This window comes from Telluria sp. GW821-FHT07G12, from assembly GCF_059418525.1.
Genome location: NZ_JBWKQA010000010.1, coordinates 88,039 through 109,555, shown reverse-complemented (window position 1 = coordinate 109,555; position 21,517 = coordinate 88,039). Strand labels below are relative to the sequence as shown.

The 21,517-nt window shown below is 67.0% G+C and carries 16 protein-coding genes; 13 read left to right on the top strand and 3 right to left on the bottom strand.

The genetic code is table 11. The features are described 5' to 3' along the window. Positions 1-283: 283 nt before the first annotated feature. Genes AC07PE_RS25970 through AC07PE_RS25955 form a run of 4 tightly spaced genes read left to right on the top strand, consistent with a single transcriptional unit; the run spans position 284 to position 3,970 of the window. The gene (locus AC07PE_RS25970) at positions 284-1,792 is read left to right on the top strand and encodes a hypothetical protein (protein ID WP_498770017.1); all 1,509 of its coding nucleotides are present in this window, start codon (positions 284-286) and stop codon (positions 1,790-1,792) included. A gap of 11 nt (positions 1,793-1,803) precedes the next feature. Continuing rightward, complete coding sequence (locus tag AC07PE_RS25965) at positions 1,804-2,565, top strand: class I SAM-dependent methyltransferase (RefSeq protein WP_498770015.1); 762 nt, start codon at positions 1,804-1,806, stop codon at positions 2,563-2,565. Further along, positions 2,526-2,936: a GtrA family protein gene (locus AC07PE_RS25960; RefSeq protein WP_498770013.1), complete on the top strand. Its 411-nt coding sequence runs from the start codon at positions 2,526-2,528 to the stop codon at positions 2,934-2,936. The genes AC07PE_RS25965 and AC07PE_RS25960 overlap by 40 nt, the downstream gene beginning before the upstream one ends. Positions 2,937-2,938: 2 nt before the next feature. Then, positions 2,939-3,970: a glycosyltransferase family 2 protein gene (locus AC07PE_RS25955; RefSeq protein ID WP_498770011.1), complete on the top strand. Its 1,032-nt coding sequence runs from the start codon at positions 2,939-2,941 to the stop codon at positions 3,968-3,970. Here AC07PE_RS25955 and uvsE read toward each other — a convergent pair. The 3 genes from uvsE to AC07PE_RS25940 all read right to left on the bottom strand — a co-directional run bounded on the left by uvsE (position 3,967) and on the right by AC07PE_RS25940 (position 8,747). After that, complete coding sequence (gene uvsE / locus AC07PE_RS25950; RefSeq protein ID WP_498770089.1) at positions 3,967-4,911, bottom strand: UV DNA damage repair endonuclease UvsE; 945 nt, start codon at positions 4,909-4,911, stop codon at positions 3,967-3,969. The genes AC07PE_RS25955 and uvsE overlap by 4 nt on opposite strands. A 237-nt stretch (positions 4,912-5,148) precedes the next feature. Then, positions 5,149-7,542 (bottom strand): sensor histidine kinase, encoded by a 2,394-nt coding sequence (locus AC07PE_RS25945; RefSeq protein ID WP_498770009.1) that lies wholly within the window; start codon positions 7,540-7,542, stop codon positions 5,149-5,151. A gap of 2 nt (positions 7,543-7,544) precedes the next feature. Next, entirely contained in the window at positions 7,545-8,747 is a 1,203-nt protein-coding gene (locus tag AC07PE_RS25940) for an ABC transporter substrate-binding protein (RefSeq protein WP_498770007.1), read from the bottom strand. A gap of 255 nt (positions 8,748-9,002) precedes the next feature. Between AC07PE_RS25940 and AC07PE_RS25935 the strand changes: the two genes are divergently transcribed. From AC07PE_RS25935 to AC07PE_RS25895, 9 genes are all read left to right on the top strand, one after another. Further along, the gene (locus tag AC07PE_RS25935; RefSeq protein WP_498770004.1) at positions 9,003-10,631 is read left to right on the top strand and encodes a methyl-accepting chemotaxis protein; all 1,629 of its coding nucleotides are present in this window, start codon (positions 9,003-9,005) and stop codon (positions 10,629-10,631) included. A gap of 143 nt (positions 10,632-10,774) precedes the next feature. Next, the gene (locus AC07PE_RS25930; protein ID WP_498770002.1) at positions 10,775-12,346 is read left to right on the top strand and encodes a methyl-accepting chemotaxis protein; all 1,572 of its coding nucleotides are present in this window, start codon (positions 10,775-10,777) and stop codon (positions 12,344-12,346) included. A gap of 143 nt (positions 12,347-12,489) precedes the next feature. Beyond that, a complete protein-coding gene (locus AC07PE_RS25925) occupies positions 12,490-12,690 on the top strand; it encodes a DUF2905 domain-containing protein (RefSeq protein WP_498770000.1) in 201 nt (66 codons plus the stop codon). 138 nt (positions 12,691-12,828) lie between these two features. Further along, positions 12,829-15,492: a TonB-dependent receptor gene (locus AC07PE_RS25920; RefSeq protein ID WP_498769998.1), complete on the top strand. Its 2,664-nt coding sequence runs from the start codon at positions 12,829-12,831 to the stop codon at positions 15,490-15,492. A 4-nt stretch (positions 15,493-15,496) separates the two neighbouring features. Then, entirely contained in the window at positions 15,497-17,989 is a 2,493-nt protein-coding gene (locus tag AC07PE_RS25915; RefSeq protein WP_498769996.1) for a family 20 glycosylhydrolase, read from the top strand. A 2-nt stretch (positions 17,990-17,991) separates the two neighbouring features. After that, positions 17,992-19,290: an MFS transporter gene (locus tag AC07PE_RS25910; RefSeq protein ID WP_498769994.1), complete on the top strand. Its 1,299-nt coding sequence runs from the start codon at positions 17,992-17,994 to the stop codon at positions 19,288-19,290. Positions 19,291-19,347: 57 nt separating this feature from the next. Further along, a complete protein-coding gene (locus AC07PE_RS25905; RefSeq protein WP_498769992.1) occupies positions 19,348-19,764 on the top strand; it encodes a CopG family transcriptional regulator in 417 nt (138 codons plus the stop codon). A 9-nt stretch (positions 19,765-19,773) separates the two neighbouring features. Further along, complete coding sequence (locus AC07PE_RS25900) at positions 19,774-20,931, top strand: extracellular catalytic domain type 1 short-chain-length polyhydroxyalkanoate depolymerase (RefSeq protein ID WP_498769990.1); 1,158 nt, start codon at positions 19,774-19,776, stop codon at positions 20,929-20,931. Between the two features lie 46 nt (positions 20,932-20,977). Next, positions 20,978-21,517 (top strand): DUF2058 domain-containing protein, encoded by a 540-nt coding sequence (locus AC07PE_RS25895; protein WP_498769988.1) that lies wholly within the window; start codon positions 20,978-20,980, stop codon positions 21,515-21,517.

Sequence of the window (21,517 nt, the reverse complement as noted above, 5' to 3'; positions counted from 1 at the left end):
CTGCTTGTGGTGCCGTCATTGTGCAACGGGCGCAAAAACAGCTGCGTCCGGTTGGAGTGGGCTTGCACCATTCTGATCCTGCTCAGAGGAAATGACTAATTACGATTCCTGATGGCCACCATGCGTGGCGTGAATGGTGCGGCGCAGCGTAGCGGACTCGACCGTTCGTAGTAAACGGCGTCCCGGGATCCATAAATGTTGCCGCAGGTCATTATTGATCCGCCCTAGAGGCCGCAAAATTTGCCTGACGTAAACATCCCATTCCGGCCCTCCGCCTCCGACCATGACCAGATTCCTGCGGCTCAACAAAACCTGTCTCGTCGGCTTTATCGCCTTCGTCGTCCTGCTGTCGACGCGCGTGGTCGATCCCGATTACTTCTGGCACCTCAAAACCGGCGAATACATCGTCACCCACGGCGCGCTGCCGGCGGGCGACATCTTTTCGTTCACGCGGGCGGGGCAGCCCTGGGTCCTGCACGAGTGGCTGTTCGAGGCACTGCTGTACTGGATATCGTCGGCATTCGGCGAGACCGGGGTGGCGGCCATGCGGGCGACGCTGTGCGTGTTTGCCATGGGGTTGGCCTACGTGGCGGGGCGGCGGCTGGGCGCCTCGGCGGCCACCGTGTGGATCCCGATGACGCTCGGCGTGGTCGCCTTCTACATGGGGATCGCCCCGCGTCCCCAGTTGCTGACCTACGCCTGTTTCGCGCTCTACCTGTTCGTCCTGCTCGACTTCAAGTACGCGGCTTCCGCCTCGACCCGTGCGCTGTTCCTGCTGCCCCCGACGATGGTCGTCTGGGTCAATGCGCATGCCGCGTATGTGGGCGGCATCGCCTTGGTGCTGCTGTTCGCTGCCTGCGAATGGCTGGCGTGGGCCAACCGGCCGGCGCGGGACCCGGCGCAGAAACGGCGGCTGCTGCGCCTGACGCAGGTGGCCGGCCTGGTCGTGCTGGCCAGCCTGGCCAATCCGGGCCTGTTCGAACGCTGGCTGTACCCGTTCCAGGTGCTCGGGATGGCGGCGAACCAGTTCATCGCGGAGTGGCAGAGCCCGGACTTCCACGGCCTTGGCGGGAAGGCCTACCTGGCGCTGGTGCTGCTGCTCCTGGTCGCCCATGCGCATGCGACCCGCAAGCCGGACCTGACCGAACTGGTGGTGCCGCTGTTCTTCGCGGCGCAGGGCTGCATCGCCGCACGCCATGTGCCGCTGGCGGTGCTGGTGCTGGTGCCGTTCACCGCGCTGGCGCTGTCGCGCGGGATGCTCGCGGCCCTGGAAAACTGGGTGCGCAGCTCGAAGCCGGCGCGCTGGTATGCGCAGCGGCGCGGCGCCGGCAAGGAGCTGGGCCAGGGCGAATTCGTGATCAACTGGCTGGTCGCCTGCGCCATCGCCGTCTGCATACCGGCTTATCTCGAGGGCCGTCCGGCGGATTACAGCGCGCGCGGCGGGCTGGCGCTGCCCAAGGGCGCGGCCGACTATGTCGCAGCGCATGGCATCGGCCACAACCTGTTCAACGAATATGCCGACGGCGGCTACCTGATCTACCGCCTGGCGCCGCGCATGCGGGTCGCCGTCGACGGCCGCGCCGACGTCTACGGCGACCAGTTCATCAAGGACTACCTGCACGTCTACCTGGGCGGCGCGGACTGGCAGGCGAAGTTCGAGCGGCTCGGCGTCGACCTGGCGCTGCTGCCACTCGATGCGCCGATCCGCCAGCTGCTGCTGGCGAGCGGGCGCTTTCGCGAGGTCTATCGCGACGAGCATTTTTCGGTACTGCAGCGCGGCGCGTCCTCGTGAAGGAGACAGGCATGGCATCCCCCGGCGAACTGGTGGCCCTGCAGGAAACCCTGTACCGGTCCGGCAATCCGACCCGGCGCTGGCTGCACTGCAGCCGGCGCGACTGGATCGTCGACACGCTGCGCCGGCATGCGCGTCCCGGCGGCCGTGCGCTCGAGGTCGGGCCGGGCTGCGGGGTCTACCTGCCGGTGCTCGCCGGCCTGTTCGGCCAGGTGGTGGCGGCGGACATCGAAGACGCCTACCTGAGCCACGCCGCCCGCCTGCAGCAGACGATCGCCAACCTGGAGCTGGTGCGCGACGACGTGTGCGCCTCGACGCTGCCGGCGCAGGGCTTCGACCTGATCCTGTGCACCGAGGTGATCGAGCATATCGAAGACTCTGCCGCGGCGCTGCGCGGCATGCGGCGCCTGCTCAAGCCCGGCGGCGTGCTGGTGCTGTCGACGCCGCAGCGTTACAGCCCGCTCGAACTGGCGGCCAAGATCGCCTTCCTGCCCGGCGTGATCCAGCTGGTGCGCCGCATCTACCGCGAACCGGTGCTCGAGACCGGACATATCAACCTGATGACGGCGCGCACCGTGCAGCGCCAGTTGCAAAGCGCCGGGTTCGAGATCGCCGAACAGCACAGGACCGGCATGTACCTGCCGCTGGTCGCCGAGTTCGGCGGCGAACAGGGCCTGCGCTTCCTGCAGTGGCTCGCGCGCACGCTGGCCGGCGGCGCCGGCAGCAACCTGCTATGGACCCAGTACTACGTGGCCCGCGGCACGGCGCACTGACGCCGCCGCTGCCGGTCCGCTTCGCGCTGGTCGGGCTGGCCGGCGCCGCCATGTATTACGCGCTCTTGTGGAGCATGGTGGAACTGGGCGGCGTGCCGGCACTGGGCGCAAGTTCGCTGGCCTTCTGGGTGGTGGTGACCGAGAACTACCTGCTGCATCGCCGCTGGACCTTTTCCAGCCAGGCGCCGCATCGCCAGGCCTTTCCGCGCTTTGCGCTGATGGCCGGCTGCGGCGCCGCGGTCAACGCCGCGGTGATGGGCGCGTGCCTGAAGCTGGGCTGGCATTACCTGCTGGCCCAGGCGCTGGCGCTGGCAGCGGTGGTGAGCTGCAACCTTGCCGGTACATGGATGATATTTAGGGGGAGGACCTGAAGATGCTGCTCCATGAACAAGAGATCGCGCGTGCCTATAACACCTTGGCGGTCGTGGTGCCGGTATTTAACGAGCAGGAGGTCCTGCCCGAGTTCCACCAGCGCCTGGGCAGGGTGCTCGACGCGCTGAACCTGCGCACCCAGGTCATCTATGTCAACGACGGCAGCACCGACGGCACGCTGGACGCGATCGGGCAGCTCGCCGAACACGACGCGCGCGTGACCCTGGTCGACCTGTCGCGGAATTTCGGCAAGGAGATCGCCATGACGGCGGGCCTGGACCATGCCGACGCCGATGCCGTCGTCGTCATCGACGCCGACCTGCAGGATCCGCCCGAGCTGATTCCCCAACTGGTCGAGGAATGGCGCGATGGCCATGACGTCGTGTACGCCAAGCGCACCTCGCGCGAGGGCGAGAGCGCGGCAAAGAAATTGACGGCTTTCCTGTTCTACCGCCTGATCCAGAAGATGAGCCGGGTGCGCATTCCGGAAGACACCGGCGACTTCCGCCTGCTGAGCCGGCGCGCCGTCCACGCGGTGTGCCAGATGCGCGAGCAGCACCGCTTCATGAAGGGCCTGTTCGCCTGGGTCGGCTTTTCCCAGAAGGCGGTGTTGTACCGGCGCGCGCCGCGCCATGCCGGCACCACCAAGTGGAACTACTGGAAGCTGTGGAATTTTGCGCTGGAGGGCATCACTTCGTTCAGCTGCGTGCCGCTGAAAGTGGCCACCTACGTCGGCCTGGCCAGCGCCTTCGGCGCCTTCGGCTATGGCGTATACACGGTGCTGCGCACGCTCGTATTGGGCAATCCCGTGCCCGGCTACCCCTCGTTGCTGACGGCGGTGATGTTCCTCGGCGGCCTGCAGCTGCTGAGCATCGGCGTGATCGGCGAATACCTGGCGCGCATGTTCGACGAGAGCAAGCGGCGTCCTTTGTACTTCCTGAAGGACGGCTTGCCGCGCAACGCCGTCCGCAAGCCGGCGCTGGCCTGGGACGACTACACGGTCCGCGATCGCCGTCTCGGCGAGACGATTTAATGGCGCCCGCGGTCGCCGGCCTGCCATCCGCGCAGGCCGGCGATCGCTTCTTCCTTGTTCTTGGCCTCGATCTCGATCCACGGCGCCTGCGCATAGGCTGAGGGCATCACCGCGATCAGGTCCGAATGCTGGCGGTCGTTGAAGCCTTCGCGGCCGTTCGAGATGTGGACCAGCTGGTGCGCCGGATCCGGCCAGGTCTCCCTTGCCTTTGCCAGCATCTCGGCCACGCTGGGATCGTCGTAGCTGGGCAGCTTTTCGCTGACGATGTGGTGGTGGGCGTCGAACACCATCGGCACCCGGGCGCGCGTGCAGACGTCGTGGATCTGTTCGGCGTTGTACGAGTACTCGTCGTTTTCCAGGCAGAGGCGCGAGCGGATCGGCTCGGGCAATTCCCCGATGCGCTCGACCAGGGCGTCGCTGCGATTCGCCTTGCCGCCGTGGATCTCGAGCACGGCCCAGGGCGAGCGTGGCTGCTGCAGCAGGTCCATGATGTCGGCATGCATCTGCAGGATCTTGACGCTGTTGGCCACCACCTCGGGCGAGTCGGAGCTGAGCACGACGAACTGGTCGGGATGCATCACCAGGCGCAGCCCGAGTTCGATGGCGCGCTGGCCAATGCCGGCCAGGGACGGCGCCAGGCTCTGCATCACTGCGCGGCCGACGTCTTCGTCGAAGAAGGGGAAGATCGAGGACGGGATACGGTGCAGGCGGATGCCTTCGCGCTTGCAGTACTGCAGGGCGCCGCTCAGGGTCTGGATGTTGTCGCGGTAGATATCGTCGAGCAGCTTGCGCTGGCCTTCGTCCGAATGCTCCAGCAAGCGCTTGCGCGTGACGGTGCGGTAGCGGACATCCTTCGATACGGTAATGCAGACCAACCCAAGCTCAGGAACCATGGCGCACCAGAATTGTTGATGGGCAGGCCATGTTCCAACGAATCGCAGCGGTCGTCAAACCAGTGCCGTGCCGCAATCCAAAATTCGGGGTCAGAGCACATTATTCGAGAAATTCGGGGTCAGAGCACATTTCTCGACAAAAGCCCTCAGGCACATCTGCAAATCAAAACCTGCTGTGGTAAAGCGATGCTGGTCACGCGGCCGGCCAACATGTAGCCGAAGCCATTTCCACAAAAAGTGCTCTGACCCCGAATTAAGCCGGAAAAGTGCTCTGACCCCGAATTTTCAGACGAGGGGCAGGGTGACGGTGAAGGTGCTGCCCTGGCCCTGGCCGGGACTACTGGCGGCGACCTGGCCGCCGTGCAGCTCGACCAGTTTGCGCACCAGCGCCAGGCCGAGGCCGAGGCCGCCCTGGGCGCGGTCGAGGGTGCGCGAGCCCTGCGTGAACAGGTCGAACACCACCGGCAGCAGGTCGGGGCCGATGCCGGTGCCGTTGTCGCGCACTGCCAGCCGCGCCTGGCCATCGTGCGCGTCCAGCGTCACCCGGATGTGCCCGCCCTCGGGCGTGTACTTGGCGGCGTTGTTGAGCAGGTTGGTCGCCACCTGCACCAGGCGCGTGTGGTCGCCGTCGACCATCAGCGGTGCATCCGGCAGCGCCACCTCGAGCCGGTGGCGGCGCGTCTCGACCAGGGGCCGCGACTGCTCGACCGCTTCGCTCACCACGCGCCGCATGTCGGTCGGCTGGCGGTTGATCGTCACCAGGCCGCGCGTCACCCGCGACACGTCCAGCAGGTCGTCGACCAGGTGGCGCATGTGGGCCACCTGGCGCGCCACGATGTCGCTGATCTGCTTCACGCGCGGCTCATGGGAATAGGCGATGCGCAGCATGTCGGCGGCGCTGCTGATCGGCGCCAGCGGGTTGCGCAGCTCGTGCGCCAGCATCGCCAGGAATTCGTCCTTGCGGCGGTCCGCCAGTTGCAGCGCTTCCTCGGCGTGCTTGCGTTCCGTGATGTCGATCGCGACGACGTGCATCACGGTGCTGCGCCCGTCCGGGCCGAGGCCGAGGCGGCCGCGGATGTCGATCCAGATGCTGCGGCCATCGTCGGCGCGGCGGATGCGCCCCGTGGCGCGGTACTCGCCGCCTTCGCGGATCGCCTTCGCCACGACCTCGTCCAGTTGCGCGCGGTCGTCCGGATCGATCAGGTCCCGCAACTCCCTCACGTTGGTCCAGTGCTTGCCGAAGACGCTCTGCAAATTGGCCGAGAAGCTGACCGCGCCGCTGACGGGATCGCGCTCCCACACCGCCATGCGCGCCGCCACCAGGCCTTGCTGCAGGCGCTCCTCGCTGTAGCGCACGGCGCGCTCGGCTTCCTCGAGCTGGCTGACGTCGGTGCAGGTGCCGAACCACTGGACGATGCGGCCTGCCGCGTCGCGCAGCGGCGCGATCGAGCAGAAGAAGCTGTGATAGCGGCCGTCGAGGCCGCGCAGCGGGAAGGTCATCTGGTCGGGCTGGCCACTGACGATCGCCTGCTGCCAGCGCCGCATCACCTCCGGCAGGACCTTGGGGTCGTGCAGCTGCTGCCACCCCTCGGCCGAGACGGTGCCCGGCTCGGCGCCGGCAAACTCGTACCAGCGGTCGTTGAACCAGAAGATGTGGCCGTCGGGATCGGCCATCCACACAAGCTGCGGGATGTTGTTCGACAGCTGGTGGAACTTGCGGCGCTCGGCCTCCAGATGCGCGTGCTGCTCGTACAGGCGGTCGAGCATGCGGTTGATGGCGCCGGCCAGGCTGACCACTTCGCGGCTGCCGGCCAGCGGCGCGCGCTGGCTCTTGACCCCGGCGTCGCCCAGCCTGGTGGAAAAGGCTTCCAGCAGGCGCAGGTCGCGCGTCAGGCCCAGCGCCAGCCGCTGGGCCAGCAGGAACACCAACAGCGCCAGCGCGGCCGTGATCGCGCCGATCAGCAGGTATTGCGGCGCCGGCGAGTCGAGCGGCGCCGCCAGCCGGCGCTCGTCCTCGCGCAGCGCCAGGTCCAGGTGGGCCAGGGCGGGCGGCAGCGGCACCCGGGCGCTGATCTCGTGCGCCCGCGGCGTGCGTGTGGCGTCGGGTTCGAGCACGGCCCACGGCCCCGGCTTGAGGTCGGCCAGGCGGATCTTGTACATCAGCGCTCCTTCCGGGGTGCGGGTGCGCGAGTAGCGCAGCAGGTAGACCCCGAACAGTTCGCCGTTGTGCAGGGCGGCGCGTTCGATGCCGCTGGCCAGGCGCTCGCGCAGCCAGGCAAGTTCCTGCTCGCCGAAACCGGTGCTGCCGTTGTCGGCGATTTTCTTGCCTTCGAAATCGGTGAACAGCACCTGCACCGGGATCCCGTTCATCTGGCGCAGGCCGTGCAGATAGGGCGTCAGGTAAGTCTCCTTGCCGGCGCTGTCGACCAGGGCATTGGCCAGGATAGGACTGGCCGCGACGTCCGCCAGGCGGGTCGTCAGGGCTTCCAGGTTATGGCCGGCGGTGCGCGCGTGGAAGGCGACTTCGCGCTGCTGCAGCAGGTCGTTGGCGTGCTCGCGCTGGCGGTCGATCAGCCAGAACGAGACGATCGTGATCAGCAGCATGGCGGCCGCGGTCAGGATCGCGGCGGCGATCGCGAACTGCCGCGACAGCCGTGCGGGAGGAGATGCCGGCGCCATCCTCACTCCCGGGCCGGGACCAGCACGCCGTCGGCCCGGTAGCGCGCCATCAGCAGTTCGTCCGGGCCCAGCGCCTCATGGCGGGCCGGGGTGAAGGGCGGCGCGTAGTTCTTGATCAGGCCGCGCCAGGCCGGCAGCTTCTCGAGCGCGTCGCGCACCGCTTTGCGGTCGGTGCTGCCGGCGCGCTCGATCGCCTGCGCCAGGATGTGGGTCAGGTCGTAGGCATGGGCGGTGCCGACCGGGCCCTTGATGTCCTCGATGCGCCTCACCTGCGAGACCTTGGCGGCGCTGGCCAGGAAGCGGCGCACGCGCGCCGGGTCGGCCTGCCAGAAGCTGAAGGTCTGGATCACGGAAAAGTCGACCTGCCGCAGCGCCGGGCCGGCCTGTTTGACGAACTCGCCGCCGGTCACGCCCCAGTGGCTCAGGATCGGCACCCGCTGCGCCTTCGGCAGCGCGGCCACCTCGCGCACCAGCACCGCCGCTTCGTCGTCGTTCGCGACCAGCACGATGGCCTGGGCGCCGGCCTCGCGCAGCTGCTGGTACTTCCCGATGAGAGAGGTGTCGCGCCAGTTGTACCAGGAGGTGCCGACGATGCGCATGCCGCGGTTGGCGGACAGCGCGCGTTCGGCCGCCTCGGCATTGCTGCGGCCCCAGGAAGTGTTGGTCAGCAGCAGCCCGATCCGGTCCAGGCGGCGCCGGTGCGCCGATTGCAGCAGCCGCGGCATGGCCAGCGAATCGCGCAGCGACAGGCGGTAGACGTAGTTCGGCTGCATGTCGTTGTCGACGATCGCGTCGGCCGAGGACCAGGGCGCCATGAACAGGGTCTTGGTCGATTTCAGCGTCGGCAGCTCCTCGATGATGACGGGGCTGAAGCGGCCGCCGAACACCGCCACCAGGCCGGGCATGCGCGCGAATTCCTGGATGTTGCGGATGCCGCGCGCCGGAATCGAACGGTGGTCCTTGATCACCAGTTCGAGCGGACGCCCGCCGAGCACGCCGCCGTCCGCGTTGATCTCGGCGATTGCGGCGCGGATGCCCAGCTCGACGGCCTGTGCCGAGGTGCTGTTGTCCAGTCCGAATTCGCCGTCTATCCCCAGCAGCACGGGCTGCGGCCCGGCAGCCTGCGCCAGCCCGCCGCAAAGGAGCAGACAGGCAAGGCTGCGGCGCAGCCATTCGGCGTAAGGGAAGCGGGCAAGTCTGATCACTGGGCAGGAGAGCTGTTTGACAATAGATTGGTGACATTCTAACTTTTTCGCCCTACGAGCTCCGTTTCTGCTCATGGAGAGAAAATGTTGTTGTGCAACAACCATATGTGTCACGCACAATGTTTCCACGTATCATTAGTGCCGTGACACGGATTCTCCGTCGGGCCAAATCCTCGCCCCTTAGTCCCTGTGCTGACCCGGCCCCGCATCGACGCCGCCGGGTAAGGCGCAGCTCCTGTTTTCTCCGAGGTGAAAATGCATATCCGAAATCTGAAAATCGGGACCCGCCTGGGCCTCGCATTCTCCAGCGTCCTGATCCTGACCGTGCTCCTGACCGGCATCGGCGCGCTCCGTTTGCAGCAAGTAGTCGGCGCCAGCGCCGACATGGACACCGCTATCCAGAAGGCCCGCCTGGCCGACCGCTGGCAAGCCAACAGCCGCGTCAATCGCGCCCTGATCGACGCGCGCCTGCGTGCCATCGATGCTGCCGACCTGCGGACGATCACTGAAAAAATGAAGGCCAACAGCGCCGAGATCGCGCGCATTCAGCAGGAACTCGCGAAGCTGGTCGTTCTCCCAGACGGCAAGGCGCTGCTGGCCGAAATCGGCGAGCGCCGCAAGGCCTATGTGGCAGCCCGCGACGAGGTTTTCGCGCTGCAGGATAGCGGCAAGGCCGACCACGCCCAGATCGTGCAGTCGGCGGAAGCGAAAATGACGCCGGCCGTGCTGGCGTATGACGAGGCAGTTGTCCGCTTGTCCCAGCGCCAGACGCGCATGTTCGACGAATCCGGAGATTACGTCGAAGCGCTTGCGGCCAGCGGCCGCCTGCTGCTGACTGGCGTCGGCCTGCTGGCCGTCGTGCTTGGCGGTGCGCTGGCATGGTGGCTGAGCCGCAGCATCACGGTACCGCTGCGCAATGCGCTCGCCCTGGCGAATGCGGTTGCCAAGGGCGACCTGTCGACCCGTGTCGATATCGGGTCCACCGACGAAACCGGCGAGCTGATGGCAGCCCTGAACACCATGACCGGCAACCTGAACGCACTGGTGACCCAGGTGCGCACCGGCGCCGACAGCATCTCCACCGCAGCCGGCGAGGTTGCGGCCGGCAACCTGGACCTGTCGAGCCGTACCGAGCAACAGGCCGGCTCGCTGGAAGAAAGCGCCTCCGCGCTGGAAGAACTGACCGGCACCGTGGCCCAGAACGCCGAGAATGCGCTGAAGGGCAGCGAACTGGCCTCCACCGCATCCGGCGTGGCGGCGCGTGGCGGCGCGGTCGTCGAGCAGGTAGTGACGACGATGGGCGAGATCAACGACGCGTCGAAGAAAATCGTCGAGATCATCAGCGTCATCGACGGCATTGCCTTCCAGACCAATATTCTGGCGCTGAACGCCGCGGTCGAGGCGGCGCGCGCGGGCGAGCAGGGCCGCGGCTTCGCGGTCGTGGCGGGCGAAGTCCGTACCCTGGCGCATCGCTCGGCTGCTGCCGCCAAGGAAATCAAGGTACTGATCGATGCCTCGGTGGAGAAAGTCGGCAACGGCACCCGCCTGGTGGGCGAGGCCGGTGCGACCATGCAGGACGTGGTCGCCAGCGTGAAACGGGTCAGCGACATCATGACTGAGATTTCTGCAGCCTCGCGCGAACAGAGCATCGGCATCGAGCAGGTGAACGGCGCGGTCGCCGAAATGGACCAGGTCACCCAGCAGAACGCAGCGCTGGTCGAGGAAGCGGCGGCCGCCACCGAATCGATGCAGGAGCAGGCGCACCAGCTGGCGCAGGCAGTAAGCGTGTTCAAGCTCGATCGTGGCGAACGTGCTCACACTGCCGCGCCAAGCGCAAGCCGTGCCATGTTGGCAGCGCCGCGCCCGGTTTTCGCACCAGCGTAGTGCGGCTTTGTCGCCTGCGTGCAACCAGCCTAAATTTTGTATCCGCGGGGCAATGAAAGTGCTTTTGGATAGGGAAGAAAGTGAACTAGAGTGATGTATCGGCTCAATGTTTTGTACGAGCGCTCGTCACCTAGAGATCTTCCATGTTCAAGAACATCACCATCAAAGCCCGCCTTATTTTCCTTACCGCCTTGCTGAGCGCGGTGGCCATCGTGGTCGGCGTTGCCGGCCTGTCGAACCTGAGCGCCACCAACGCCTCCCTGCGGACCGTCTACAACGACCGCCTGATCGCACTGGCCGACCTGAGCCGCGTGCTGACGCTGATGCAGCAGAACCAGAGCACCTTGCTGCGCGCGACGCTGGAAGGCGGTGACAGCACTGCCGCGATCGATGAGGTCGAGGGCCGCATCAAGCAGATTTCCGAGCAGTGGGCCAAGTACATGGCCACCTACCTGACGGACGACGAAAAGGCGCTGGCCAAGACCTTCATCGACAGCCGCACGCAGTTCGTCGAGCAGGGCCTGAAACCGACCATCGCGGCGCTGCGCGCCAAGGATGCCGATGCCGCCAAGGCCGCGGCCGCGGGGCCGCTCCTGAAGCTCTACCTGCCGGCCCAGCGGAACATGCAAACGCTGATCAAGCTGCAGATCGACGTCGCCAAAAAGGAATACGAAAGCGCGGACCAGCGCTATGGTCATGCGCGCAATGTGGCGATTGCGCTGAACGTGATCGGCGGCCTGCTGGGCGCGGCGGTCGCCTGGTTCCTGATCCAGGGCATCGGCCGCGCGATCGGCCAGGCCCTGCACCTGGCGCGAAGCGTGGCCGACGGCGACCTGACCCAGACCGTGCACATCGACTCCAACGACGAAGTCGGCCAACTGCTGGCGGCGCTGCAGAAGATGAATGCCTCGCTGTCCGGCATCGTGTCCGAGGTGCGCGTCGGCAGCGACGCGATCGGCACCGCCAGCCAGGAGATCGCGTCCGGTAACATGGATCTGTCCTCGCGCACCGAGCAGCAGGCCAGCTCGCTGGAGGAGACCGCGGCGTCGATGGAAGAGCTGACCTCGACGGTCCGCCACAACGCCGACAACGCGCGCCAGGCCAACCTGCTGGCGCAAACCGCCTCCAGCGTGGCCGAACGCGGCGGCGCGGTGGTCGAGCAGGTGGTCGGCACCATGCAGGACATCCACGCCGCATCCGGCAAGATCTCGGAGATCATCGGCGTCATCGACGGTATCGCCTTCCAGACCAATATCCTGGCGCTGAACGCGGCCGTGGAAGCGGCGCGCGCCGGCGAGCAGGGCCGCGGCTTCGCGGTCGTCGCCGGCGAAGTGCGCAACCTGGCGCACCGCTCGGCAGCGGCGGCCAAGGAAATCAAGTCGCTGATCGAGAATTCGGTGAACAGCGTGTCGGCCGGCAGCCGCCTGGTCGCGCAGGCCGGGGACACCATGCGCGAAGTCGTCACCAGCGTGCAGCGCGTGACCGACATCATGGCCGAGATCACCGCTGCCAGCACCGAGCAGACCGCGGGCATCGAGCAGGTGAACGTGGCTGTGGTGCAGATGGACCAGGTGACCCAGCAGAACGCGGCGCTGGTCGAGGAAGCGGCGGCCGCCGCCGAGGCGATGCAGGACCAGGCGGCGCGGCTGGCGCAGGCGGTGAGCGTGTTCCGCACTGGGCAAACGGGTTCGCGCCTGCCGGTGCTGATCGGCTGACGCGGAATAGTCCGTCATTCCCGCGAAAGCGGGAATCCATACTGAGCGACGGGAATCCGTACCTTGTCGATACCGAAGTATTATTAACATACTGACTTCGGACCTTCAGCATGGATTCCCGCGTGCGCGGGAATGACGGGTTAATGCAAAAACTCCTCATCACCCTCGGCCTCATCTTCCTCGCGGCCGGCCTCGCCTGGCCCTGGCTGCGGCGCCTCCCGCTCGGCCGCCTGCCGGGCGACATCCACGTCGTCCGCGAAGGCTTCTCCTTCAGCTTCCCCGTTGTTACCTGCCTCATCGTCTCGGTCGTCCTGACCCTGCTCCTCTGGTTCTTCCGCCGCTGAATCCCGCTAGCACGCGAACGTGTCAAAAATATGACGCCCTGTTCGCGATAGCAAGATTTGACAAACATGGCCAAGAAATCAACGACACAATGCGCCCCATACGAAGAAGAGGTTGTTCCACCATTTACGGGAGATGACATGAACGAGGCTAAGGCAAGCAGGGTGATCGCACGCACCGCGATCGCAAGCGCGGTATCGGTACTGGTGATGGGCATGGCAGCGCAGGCCCAGGCACAGGAGCAGCAGGGACAGGAAGCGCGTCCGGGCGAAGCGCAGACGGTGATCGTGACCGGCGTGCGCGCCGCGCTCGAGCAGTCGCTGCGCCAGAAGCGCAATGCCGATTCGGTGGTCGAAGTCGTGACCGCCGAGGACATCGGCAAGATGCCCGACAAGAACGTGGCCGATGCGATCCAGCGTCTGCCGGGCGTGAACACGCAGTCGTCGGCGGGCGGCGAGGGCGGCTTCGGCGAGAACGACCGCGTCAGCCTGCGCGGCACCAGCCCCAGCCTGCAGCAGACCCTGTTCAACGGCCACGCGATCAGCACCGGCGACTGGTTTGTGCTGAACCAGATCGGCGGCAACGTCGGCCGTTCGAGCTCCTTCTCGCTGCTGCCCTCGGAACTGGTCGGCTCCATCGTCGTGCAGAAGAGCGCCACCGCCGATCTGGTCGAAGGCGGCGTCTCCGGCGCCATCAACGTGATCACGCGCCGTCCGCTCGACTTCAAGCAGGCGCTCACGCTGGAGGCCTCGCTGCAGGCCAACTACAACGACCTGTCGAAAAAGACCGAGCCGCAGGTGTCGGCCCTGGTCAGCTGGAAGAACCCGGCGAACAACTTCGGCGTGCTGCTGCAGGGCTTCTCGGAAAAGCAATCGGTCCGCCGCGACGGCCAGGAAGTGCTGGGCTACACCCCGATCAGCGCCACCAGCGCCGCCGCCAAGGCGAATCCGGCGCTCGCCGGCGTGGCAGTGCCGACCTTCATCGGCGCCGCGCTGTTCGAGCAGAAGAAGAAACGCGAAGGCGGCGCCTTCGACATCGAAGCCAAGCCCTCGCGCGACTTCGGCATCGACCTGAACGGCTTCTATTCGAAACTGCAGGCGCCGCACCAGAACACCAACTGGCTGGCGGCACCCGCGAACTCGATCAACAGCAGCGGCCTGATTCCGCAGAACCCGGTGATCCGCAACGGCACCCTGGTCGGCGCCGGTTTTGCCAGCAACTCGGGCGAGGTCGATAACATCTACCGCCCGAACGCCGGCGGCGAATCCTGGTACCTGGACCTGAACGGCCGCTTCCGCGCCAGCGATGACCTGAGCTTCACGGGCCGCGTCGGCAAGACCAACGGCGTCGGCTACGACCGCGACGACGTCTACTACCAGAACAACGTCGACGGCGGCATGGTCTACGCCCTCAACGGCCTGACCCCGGCCACCGTCAGCTACCCCGGCGGGAATACCGCGAAGCCCGGCAGCACGGCATGGGCCGGCGGCGGCGAGGCGCAATCGGTGGACCAGGAAAAGTATGGCCAGATCGACGGCGAACTCCGTGTGCATGACAATGCATGGGTGAACGCCGTGCGCTTTGGCGCCCGCTTCACGGACCACAAGCGCACCGCCGAGCACCCGCTCGAAACCCGTCCGGGCCCGAACGGCTTCAGCAATCCTGGCCCGGTGTGGAACGGCAGCATGTACCCGGGCGACTTCGGCAATGACCTGGGCGGCAGCGTCTTCAACGGCTACTTCAAGTACGACGGCGCGGCCCTCGGCGCCTGGGGCGCGGTGCCGGGCAACCGCCTGCTCGACTACACGCTGCGCCATAACTGGCTGGACGAATTCAAAGTCGGCGAGAAGACCGCGGCCCTGTACGGCATGGCCGAATTCGGCGGCGACGGCTGGAGCGGCAACGCCGGCCTGCGTGCGGTGCAGACGCGCCAGACCACGATCGTCAACCTGCCGGGCGGCACCGCGCCGATCACCGGTTCGGCCTTCGGCCCCTACACGCCGACCGCCTACGAGCGCACCTACCGCGACTACCTGCCGAGCGTGAACCTCAAGTTCGACGTGCGCCCCGACCTGGTGGTGCGCGGCGCGATCGCCAAGACCGTGGCGCGTCCGGACTACAGCGCGCTGGGCGGCTCTGTGTCGCTGAACGACGACGCCCTGTCCGGCAGCGGCGGCAACGTCAACCTGGACCCGGTGCGCTCGACCAACTTCGACCTCTCGGCCGAATGGTATTTCGCACCGAAGGCGGCGCTGTCGGCCGGCCTGTTCTACATGGACTTCGGCTCCATCGTGGCCCAGGGCACCAGCACCGGCAGCTACTACAACAACAAGCGCGGCGTGTTCACCGACTACCAGATCACGTCGCCGTACAACACCGGCGCCAAGAACAAGGGCGTGGAATTGAGCTGGCAGCAGCCGCTGATGAACAACTTCGGCTTCCTGGCCAACTACACCTACGCGGACGGCGAGCTGGATGACGGCGGCGAGATGCTGAACTCCTCGAAGAACACCTACAACCTGACCGGTTTCTACGAGAACGAACGCTTCAGCGCGCGCCTGGCTTACAGCTACCGCTCGGCCTATAAAGCGGGCGTGGACCGCGGCGCCAGCCAGCACGTGGACAGCATGCCTTCGCTGGCCGCATCGCTGAACGTCAAGCTGACCGAGCACCTGACGCTGACCTTCGATGCGCTCAACCTGACCAACGAGACCATCAAGATGTACGCGGAGAACAAGGACCGCCCGCGCGCCTTCTACTCGAACGGCCGCACCTTCTACCTCGGCCTGCGCGGCAAGCTGTAATCCCATGAGGGCTGTGGGTATCACTTGGGAATGCCTGTCCAACCTGGTCGGGGAAGAAGCTTTCTCCGCCAGGCTGGCGCTGCGCAACCTGTCGGATAAGCCGATCGCGGCGGGCTGGGAGCTGTACTTCAACACCTGCCGCCGCGTGCTGGCGGACACGGTCGATGCCGGCTACCGCATCGACCACCTGAACGGCGACCTGTTCCGCCTGCGCACCACCGGCGGCGCGGACTGGCTGCCCGGCCAGGCGCACGAGATCGGCTACGTGGCGCAGTTCTGGGCCATCAGCGTGACCGATGCGCCGCTCGGCTTCTATCTGGTCGAAGCGGACGGCAAGGTGACGGACCTCGGCGACCCCGAGATCCTGCCCTTCGCGCGTCCGGAGCAGCTGCACCGCAATGCGCGCGACCTGCTGCCGCCCTGCGATGCGGCGCGGCGCTATCGCGAGAACGCCGGCCTGCGCCTGCTGCCGGCCGCGGAAGTCGGGCGCATCACGCCGCGGCCGCTGCATGCCGGCTTCGGTGACGGGCGCTGCCTTGTGGCGGCCGGCAGCGAAGTCGATGCCGGTCCCGCGCTGGCGGGCGAAGCGGCCTTTTTGCGCGAACACCTGCAAAGCCTGTACGGGGGCGCAGGGGCCCGCATCGAACTGGCCATCGGCGCCGTCGACGCGCCTGGCCTCGAAGCCTACCTGCTCGATATCGGCATGGGCACGGTCCGCATCCGCGGCGCCAGCGCCCACGGCGTCTTCAACGGCATCCAGACCCTGGCCCAGCTGATGGCGCCGGACGGCTCGCTGCCCTGCGGCCGCGTGCTGGATGCGCCGCGCTTCGGCTACCGCGGCATGATGCTGGACGTGGCGCGCCACTTCTCCTCAAAGGAGACGGTGCTGCGCCTGCTCGACTGCATGGCCTGCTACAAGCTGAACAAGCTGCACCTGCACCTCACCGACGACGAAGGGTGGCGCCTGCAGATCGACGCATTGCCCGAGCTGACCGCGATCGGTTCGAAGCGCGGTGTGGCGAAGGATGGACAGAGTTTGCCTCCGTCCTTCGGTTCCGGCGCGGATGTCGACAGCTCGGCCGGCACCGGGTATTACGACGCCGCCGATTTCATCGCCATCCTGCGCTACGCCCATGCGCGCCACATCGAGGTGGTCCCGGAATTCAACATGCCGGGCCATGCGCGCGCCGCCGTGCTGGCGATGCGCGCGCGTCACGACCGCCTGCACGCGCAGGGCGACGTCGAAGGTGCGCAGCGCTACCTGCTGAGCGACCCGGATGACGCGTCGGTGTATGAATCGGTGCAGATGTGGCGCGACAACGTGATGTGCATCGCGCTGCCCTCGGTCGACCGCTTCTTCGACACCGTGGTGGCCCACGTGGCGGCGCTGTACCGCGAGGCCGGCGTGCCGCTGCGCGCCGTGCACACGGGCGGCGACGAGGTGCCGCTGGGCGCCTGGCTCGGCTCGCCGATCTGCCGGCGCCTGATGCGGGAGCGCGGCTGGAGCGAAGTCAGCCAGCTGCACGCGGACTTCGTCGAACGCTGCCGCGCGATCCTGGCCCGGCACGGCCTGGCCTTCGCCGGCTGGGAAGAAACGGCGCTGAAGCATGGCGCCGCCACCGCGGAGGGCTGCGCGCCGGCCCAGCACGAGAACACGCAGAAGGTGGAGGGCGCGCCGCTGCCCTTGCCGAAACCCGCCTTCGACGGCCCCGGCTTCCAGGTCTATGCCTGGAACAATGCCTGGGGTTCGGGCAAGGAAGACGTGGCCTACCGCCTGGCCAACGCCGGCTACGACGTGGTGCTGGCGAATGCCGCCAACCTGTATTTCGACCTGGCGTATGCGAAGGACCCGCAGGAACCCGGCTATTACTGGGCCGGCTTCGTCGAGACCCGCCACGCCTTCGTCTTCTGCCCGCTGGACATGATCGCCAGCGCCGCCAGCGATCCGATGGGCCGCGACATTCCCGCCGAGCGCCTGGCGGCGATGGCGCGCTTGTCCAGTGAAGGGCGGTCGCGCATCCTCGGCCTGCAAGGGCAGCTGTGGGGCGAGAACGCCCGTTCGCGCGCCCGCATCGAATATCTCGCCGCGCCGCGCATGGTGGCGCTGGCGGAGCGGGCCTGGGCGCCGGATCCCGGCTGGTGCACGATCAACGACCCGCTGGTGCGCGCAGCCGCCATCGAGGCCGACTGGAACGAGTTCGCCAACCGCCTCGGCCAGCGCGAGCTGCCGCGCCTGGACCGCGCGCCGCTGGCCTACGGCTACCGCCTGCCGCCGCCGGGCGTGCTGCGCGAAGGCCGGACCATCCATGCGAATGTCGCCCTGCCGGGCCTGCCCCTGCATTACACTCTGGACGGCAGCGTACCGACGCTGGCCAGCCCGTGGTACTCGGGACCAGTGCATGCGTGGCCGCAGCACAGTGTATTCAAGGTCGCGAGCTTCGATACCCGCGGCCGCGCCAGCCGTATCGTCACCATCGACCTGGAACAGGGCAGCTGAGCATGGACAAGGCAGAACCGCATCACCTGGCGCCGAACAACATGCGCCACCCGCTGGCCTGGGTGCCCAGCCTCTACCTGGCCCAGGGCCTGCCGTTCTACAGCGTGGCGCTGGTGGCGGGTCTGATGTTCAAGAGCATGGGCGTGCCCAACGAGCAGATCGCGCGCTGGACCGGCGTGCTGGGCCTGGCCTGGGTGTTCAAGGCCTTGTGGAGCCCCTTCCTCGAGCTTTTCCGCAGCAAGAAGCGCATCGTGGTGGTGCTGCAGCTCGCGGGCGGTATCGCGCTCGGTGCGCTGGCGCTGGGTCTACAGCTGCCGGCCTGGTTCGCGCTGGCGATCGCGCTGCTGGGCGTGGTGTCCTTGGCGTCCGCGACCCACGACATCGCCGCGGATGGGCTGTACATCGCCAGCCTGTCGGCGAAACAGCAGGCGGCGTATGCGGGCTGGCAGGGCGCCTTCTTCAACGGCGCCAAGTTCCTGTCGCTGGGCGGGCTGGTGATCCTGGCCGGTCACCTGGAGCAGAAGGTCGGTCCGCAGCTGGCCTGGTCCACCGTGTTCGGCCTGCTGGGCGCGCTGATGGCGGGACTGGGCCTGTATCACGCCTGGGCGCTGCCGGGACCCTCCGTCGATGCCTCGGCCGCAGCAGGACCGGCGGCCACCGTGCGCGGCACCGTCGACGTCTTGGTCGACGTGATCCGCGCCTTCTTCGCCAAGCCCGGCATCTGGCTCGGCATCCTGTTCATCCTGTTGTTCCGCACCGCCGAGGGCCAGGTCCAGACCATCGGCCCGCTGTTCCTGCGCGACGCCCGCGCGATCGGCGGCATGGGCCTGTCGACCCAGGAAGTGGGCGCGATCTACGGCACCGCCGGCACCGCCGCCTTCCTGGTCGGCAGCATCCTGGGCGGCTACTTCACGTCCTGGCTCGGCCTCAAGCGCGCCATGATCTTCCTGATCCTGGCGATGAACGTGCCCAACCTGGTGTTCTATTACCTCAGCATGGCCCAGCCGGAGTCGCTGGGCGTCGTGACCGCCTCGCTGGCGGCCGAGATGTTCGGCTACGGCTTCGGCTTCGTCGGCATGATCCTGTTCATCATGCAGGTGATCGCCAGCGGACCTTATCAGACTGCCCACTATGCGCTGGGCTCCGGCTTCATGCAGCTGGGCTTCGTGCTCTCCAAAGTGGTCAGCGGCGACATCCAGCAGGCGCTGGGCTACCGCCATTTCTTCCTGTGGGTTGTCTTGTCGGCAATTCCGGTGCTGGTGCTGACCCGTTTCGTGCGTCTCGAGCCCGAAAAGTCATAATCACCCCTTGAAAATACTCTCCCTATACTCCAGATGGAGTATAAGGAGAGTATTTCCATGAAACTTGTTGAAGCAAAACCCAAATTCCCCGACACCGAAAAGGTGACGATCAACCTCGGCCTGGTCGACCTCGCGCAGATGGATCTGCTGGTCGAAGAGGGCTTCTATACCAACCGTACGGACTTCGTGCGCATGGCGATCCGCAAGCAGCTGGAGCTGCATGGCGAGGCGATCCGCCAGACCGTCATCCGCAAGCGCTACGTGATGGGCATGCAGCGCTACTCGAAAGCTGAGCTGGAAAAGACGGTCGCCAGCGGCGAACGGCTCGAGATCCACGTGCTGGGCCTCGCTTCCATCGACGACGACGTCACCCCCGAACTGGCGCGCGAGGCGATCGTCTCGATCCACGTGCTGGGCGCCTTTCTCGCCTCGAACGCCGTCAAGGCAGCGCTCGCGGACCGCATCGAATCCTGAAGGAATACCATGAAACCCTACGATAAATTCGTCGAGAATATCCTCGGCGCCGTACGTTCCAGCCAGGGCAAGGACCCTGCCGCCGCCACCGCGATTATCCAGGAGGCCCTGAGCGCCGCGGGCTTGATGGGCGGCGGCGCATCGCCCGCCGCTTCGCCCGCATCGCCGCAGGAAAAGGCCGCGCCTTTCGTCGACCTGAACCCGCCGCCGGCGTGGGCGGCAAAGTTCCGCCAGCAGGAGGCCAGGCCGGACAAGGCCGGCACGGCGATGCCGGACTGGATGGCGCGCTTCGCCTCGAACCTGCCGGGCCAGGCGGCCGGCAGCAGGGCCGTCGACCCGGCCACGCACGGCCCCGGCCAGTTCCTGGCGGGCAGCTTCAGCAACGAGGCCGGCACGCGCAACTACCGCCTGTATGTGCCCGCCAAGCCGGCAGCCGGGCCGCGTCCGCTGGTCGTGATGCTGCATGGCTGCAAGCAGAATCCCGAAGACTTCGCCGCCGGCACCACGATGAACCTGCTGGCCGAAGAAGCGGGCTGCCTGGTGCTGTACCCGGAACAGGCGGCGGGCGCGAATCACTCGCAGTGCTGGAACTGGTTCGAGGGCGCGCACCAGAATCGCGACCAGGGCGAGCCCTCGCTGATCGCCGGCATGACGCGGCAGGTGTTGCGCGAGCACGATGGCGACGCGGGCCGCGTGTATGTGGCGGGCCTGTCGGCCGGCGGCGCGATGGCGGCCGTGATGGCGGCCGGCTACCCGGAACTGTACGCCGCCCTTGGCGTGCACTCCGGCCTGCCGGTCGGCGCCGCGCACGACCTGATGTCCGCATTGAACGCCATGAAAGGGGCCAGGAAGCGCAAGGGCGCAGCGGACACCGCGTCGGCGCGCGTGATCGTCTTCCACGGCGACAGCGACGCCACCGTGCACGCGTCGAACGGACAGGCCGTGTACCGCCAATTCACGCAAGGCGCCGTGAAGGAAAGCGAGGAGCGCGGCCAGGGACACACCCGGACCGTGGCGCTGGATGCCGGCGGACGCGTGGTGGCCGAGCACTGGACGCTGCACGGCGCCGGCCACGCCTGGTCGGGCGGCAGCACGGCCGGCTCGTACGCGACATCGTCCGGCCCGAATGCCTCGGCCGAGATGTTGCGATTTTTCCTCTCCCACTGAGCGGCCCATTTGCTATGCTTGCGGCTTCACACAACGGAGTCTCAAGATGGTTTCCCTGCAAGAGCAGCTGCTCAAGGCCGGCCTGGTCGACAAAAAGAAGGTCAAGCTGGCCAACCAGGAAAAAAGCAAGCAGCACAAGATCGAGCTGCGCACCGGCGAACAGAAGCAGAACGAGTCGCGCGAAGCCGCGCTCGAAGCCCAGCGCAAGCAGGCCGAGCGCGCGCGCGAGCTGAACGCCCAGCGCGACGCCGCCGCCGCGCAGAAGGCGGTCGCCGCCCAGATCGCGCAGATGGTCACGACCAACCGCCAGCCCAAGGGCAATGGCGACATTCCCTACAACTTCACGCTCGGGACCAAGATCGAGCGCATCCACGTTTCGGAAAAGGTGAGGGACCACCTGGTGGCGGGGCGCCTGGCCATCGTCAGCCATGGCGGCGGCTTCGAACTGGTGCCGCGCGTGATCGCCGAGAAGATCGCCGAGCGCGCGCCCGAGATCGTGGTGCGCGTGGCCAAGGCTGCGCCGCAGGTGGTCGAGGAAGACGATCCTTACGCGGACTTCAAGATTCCCGACGATTTTACGTGGTGA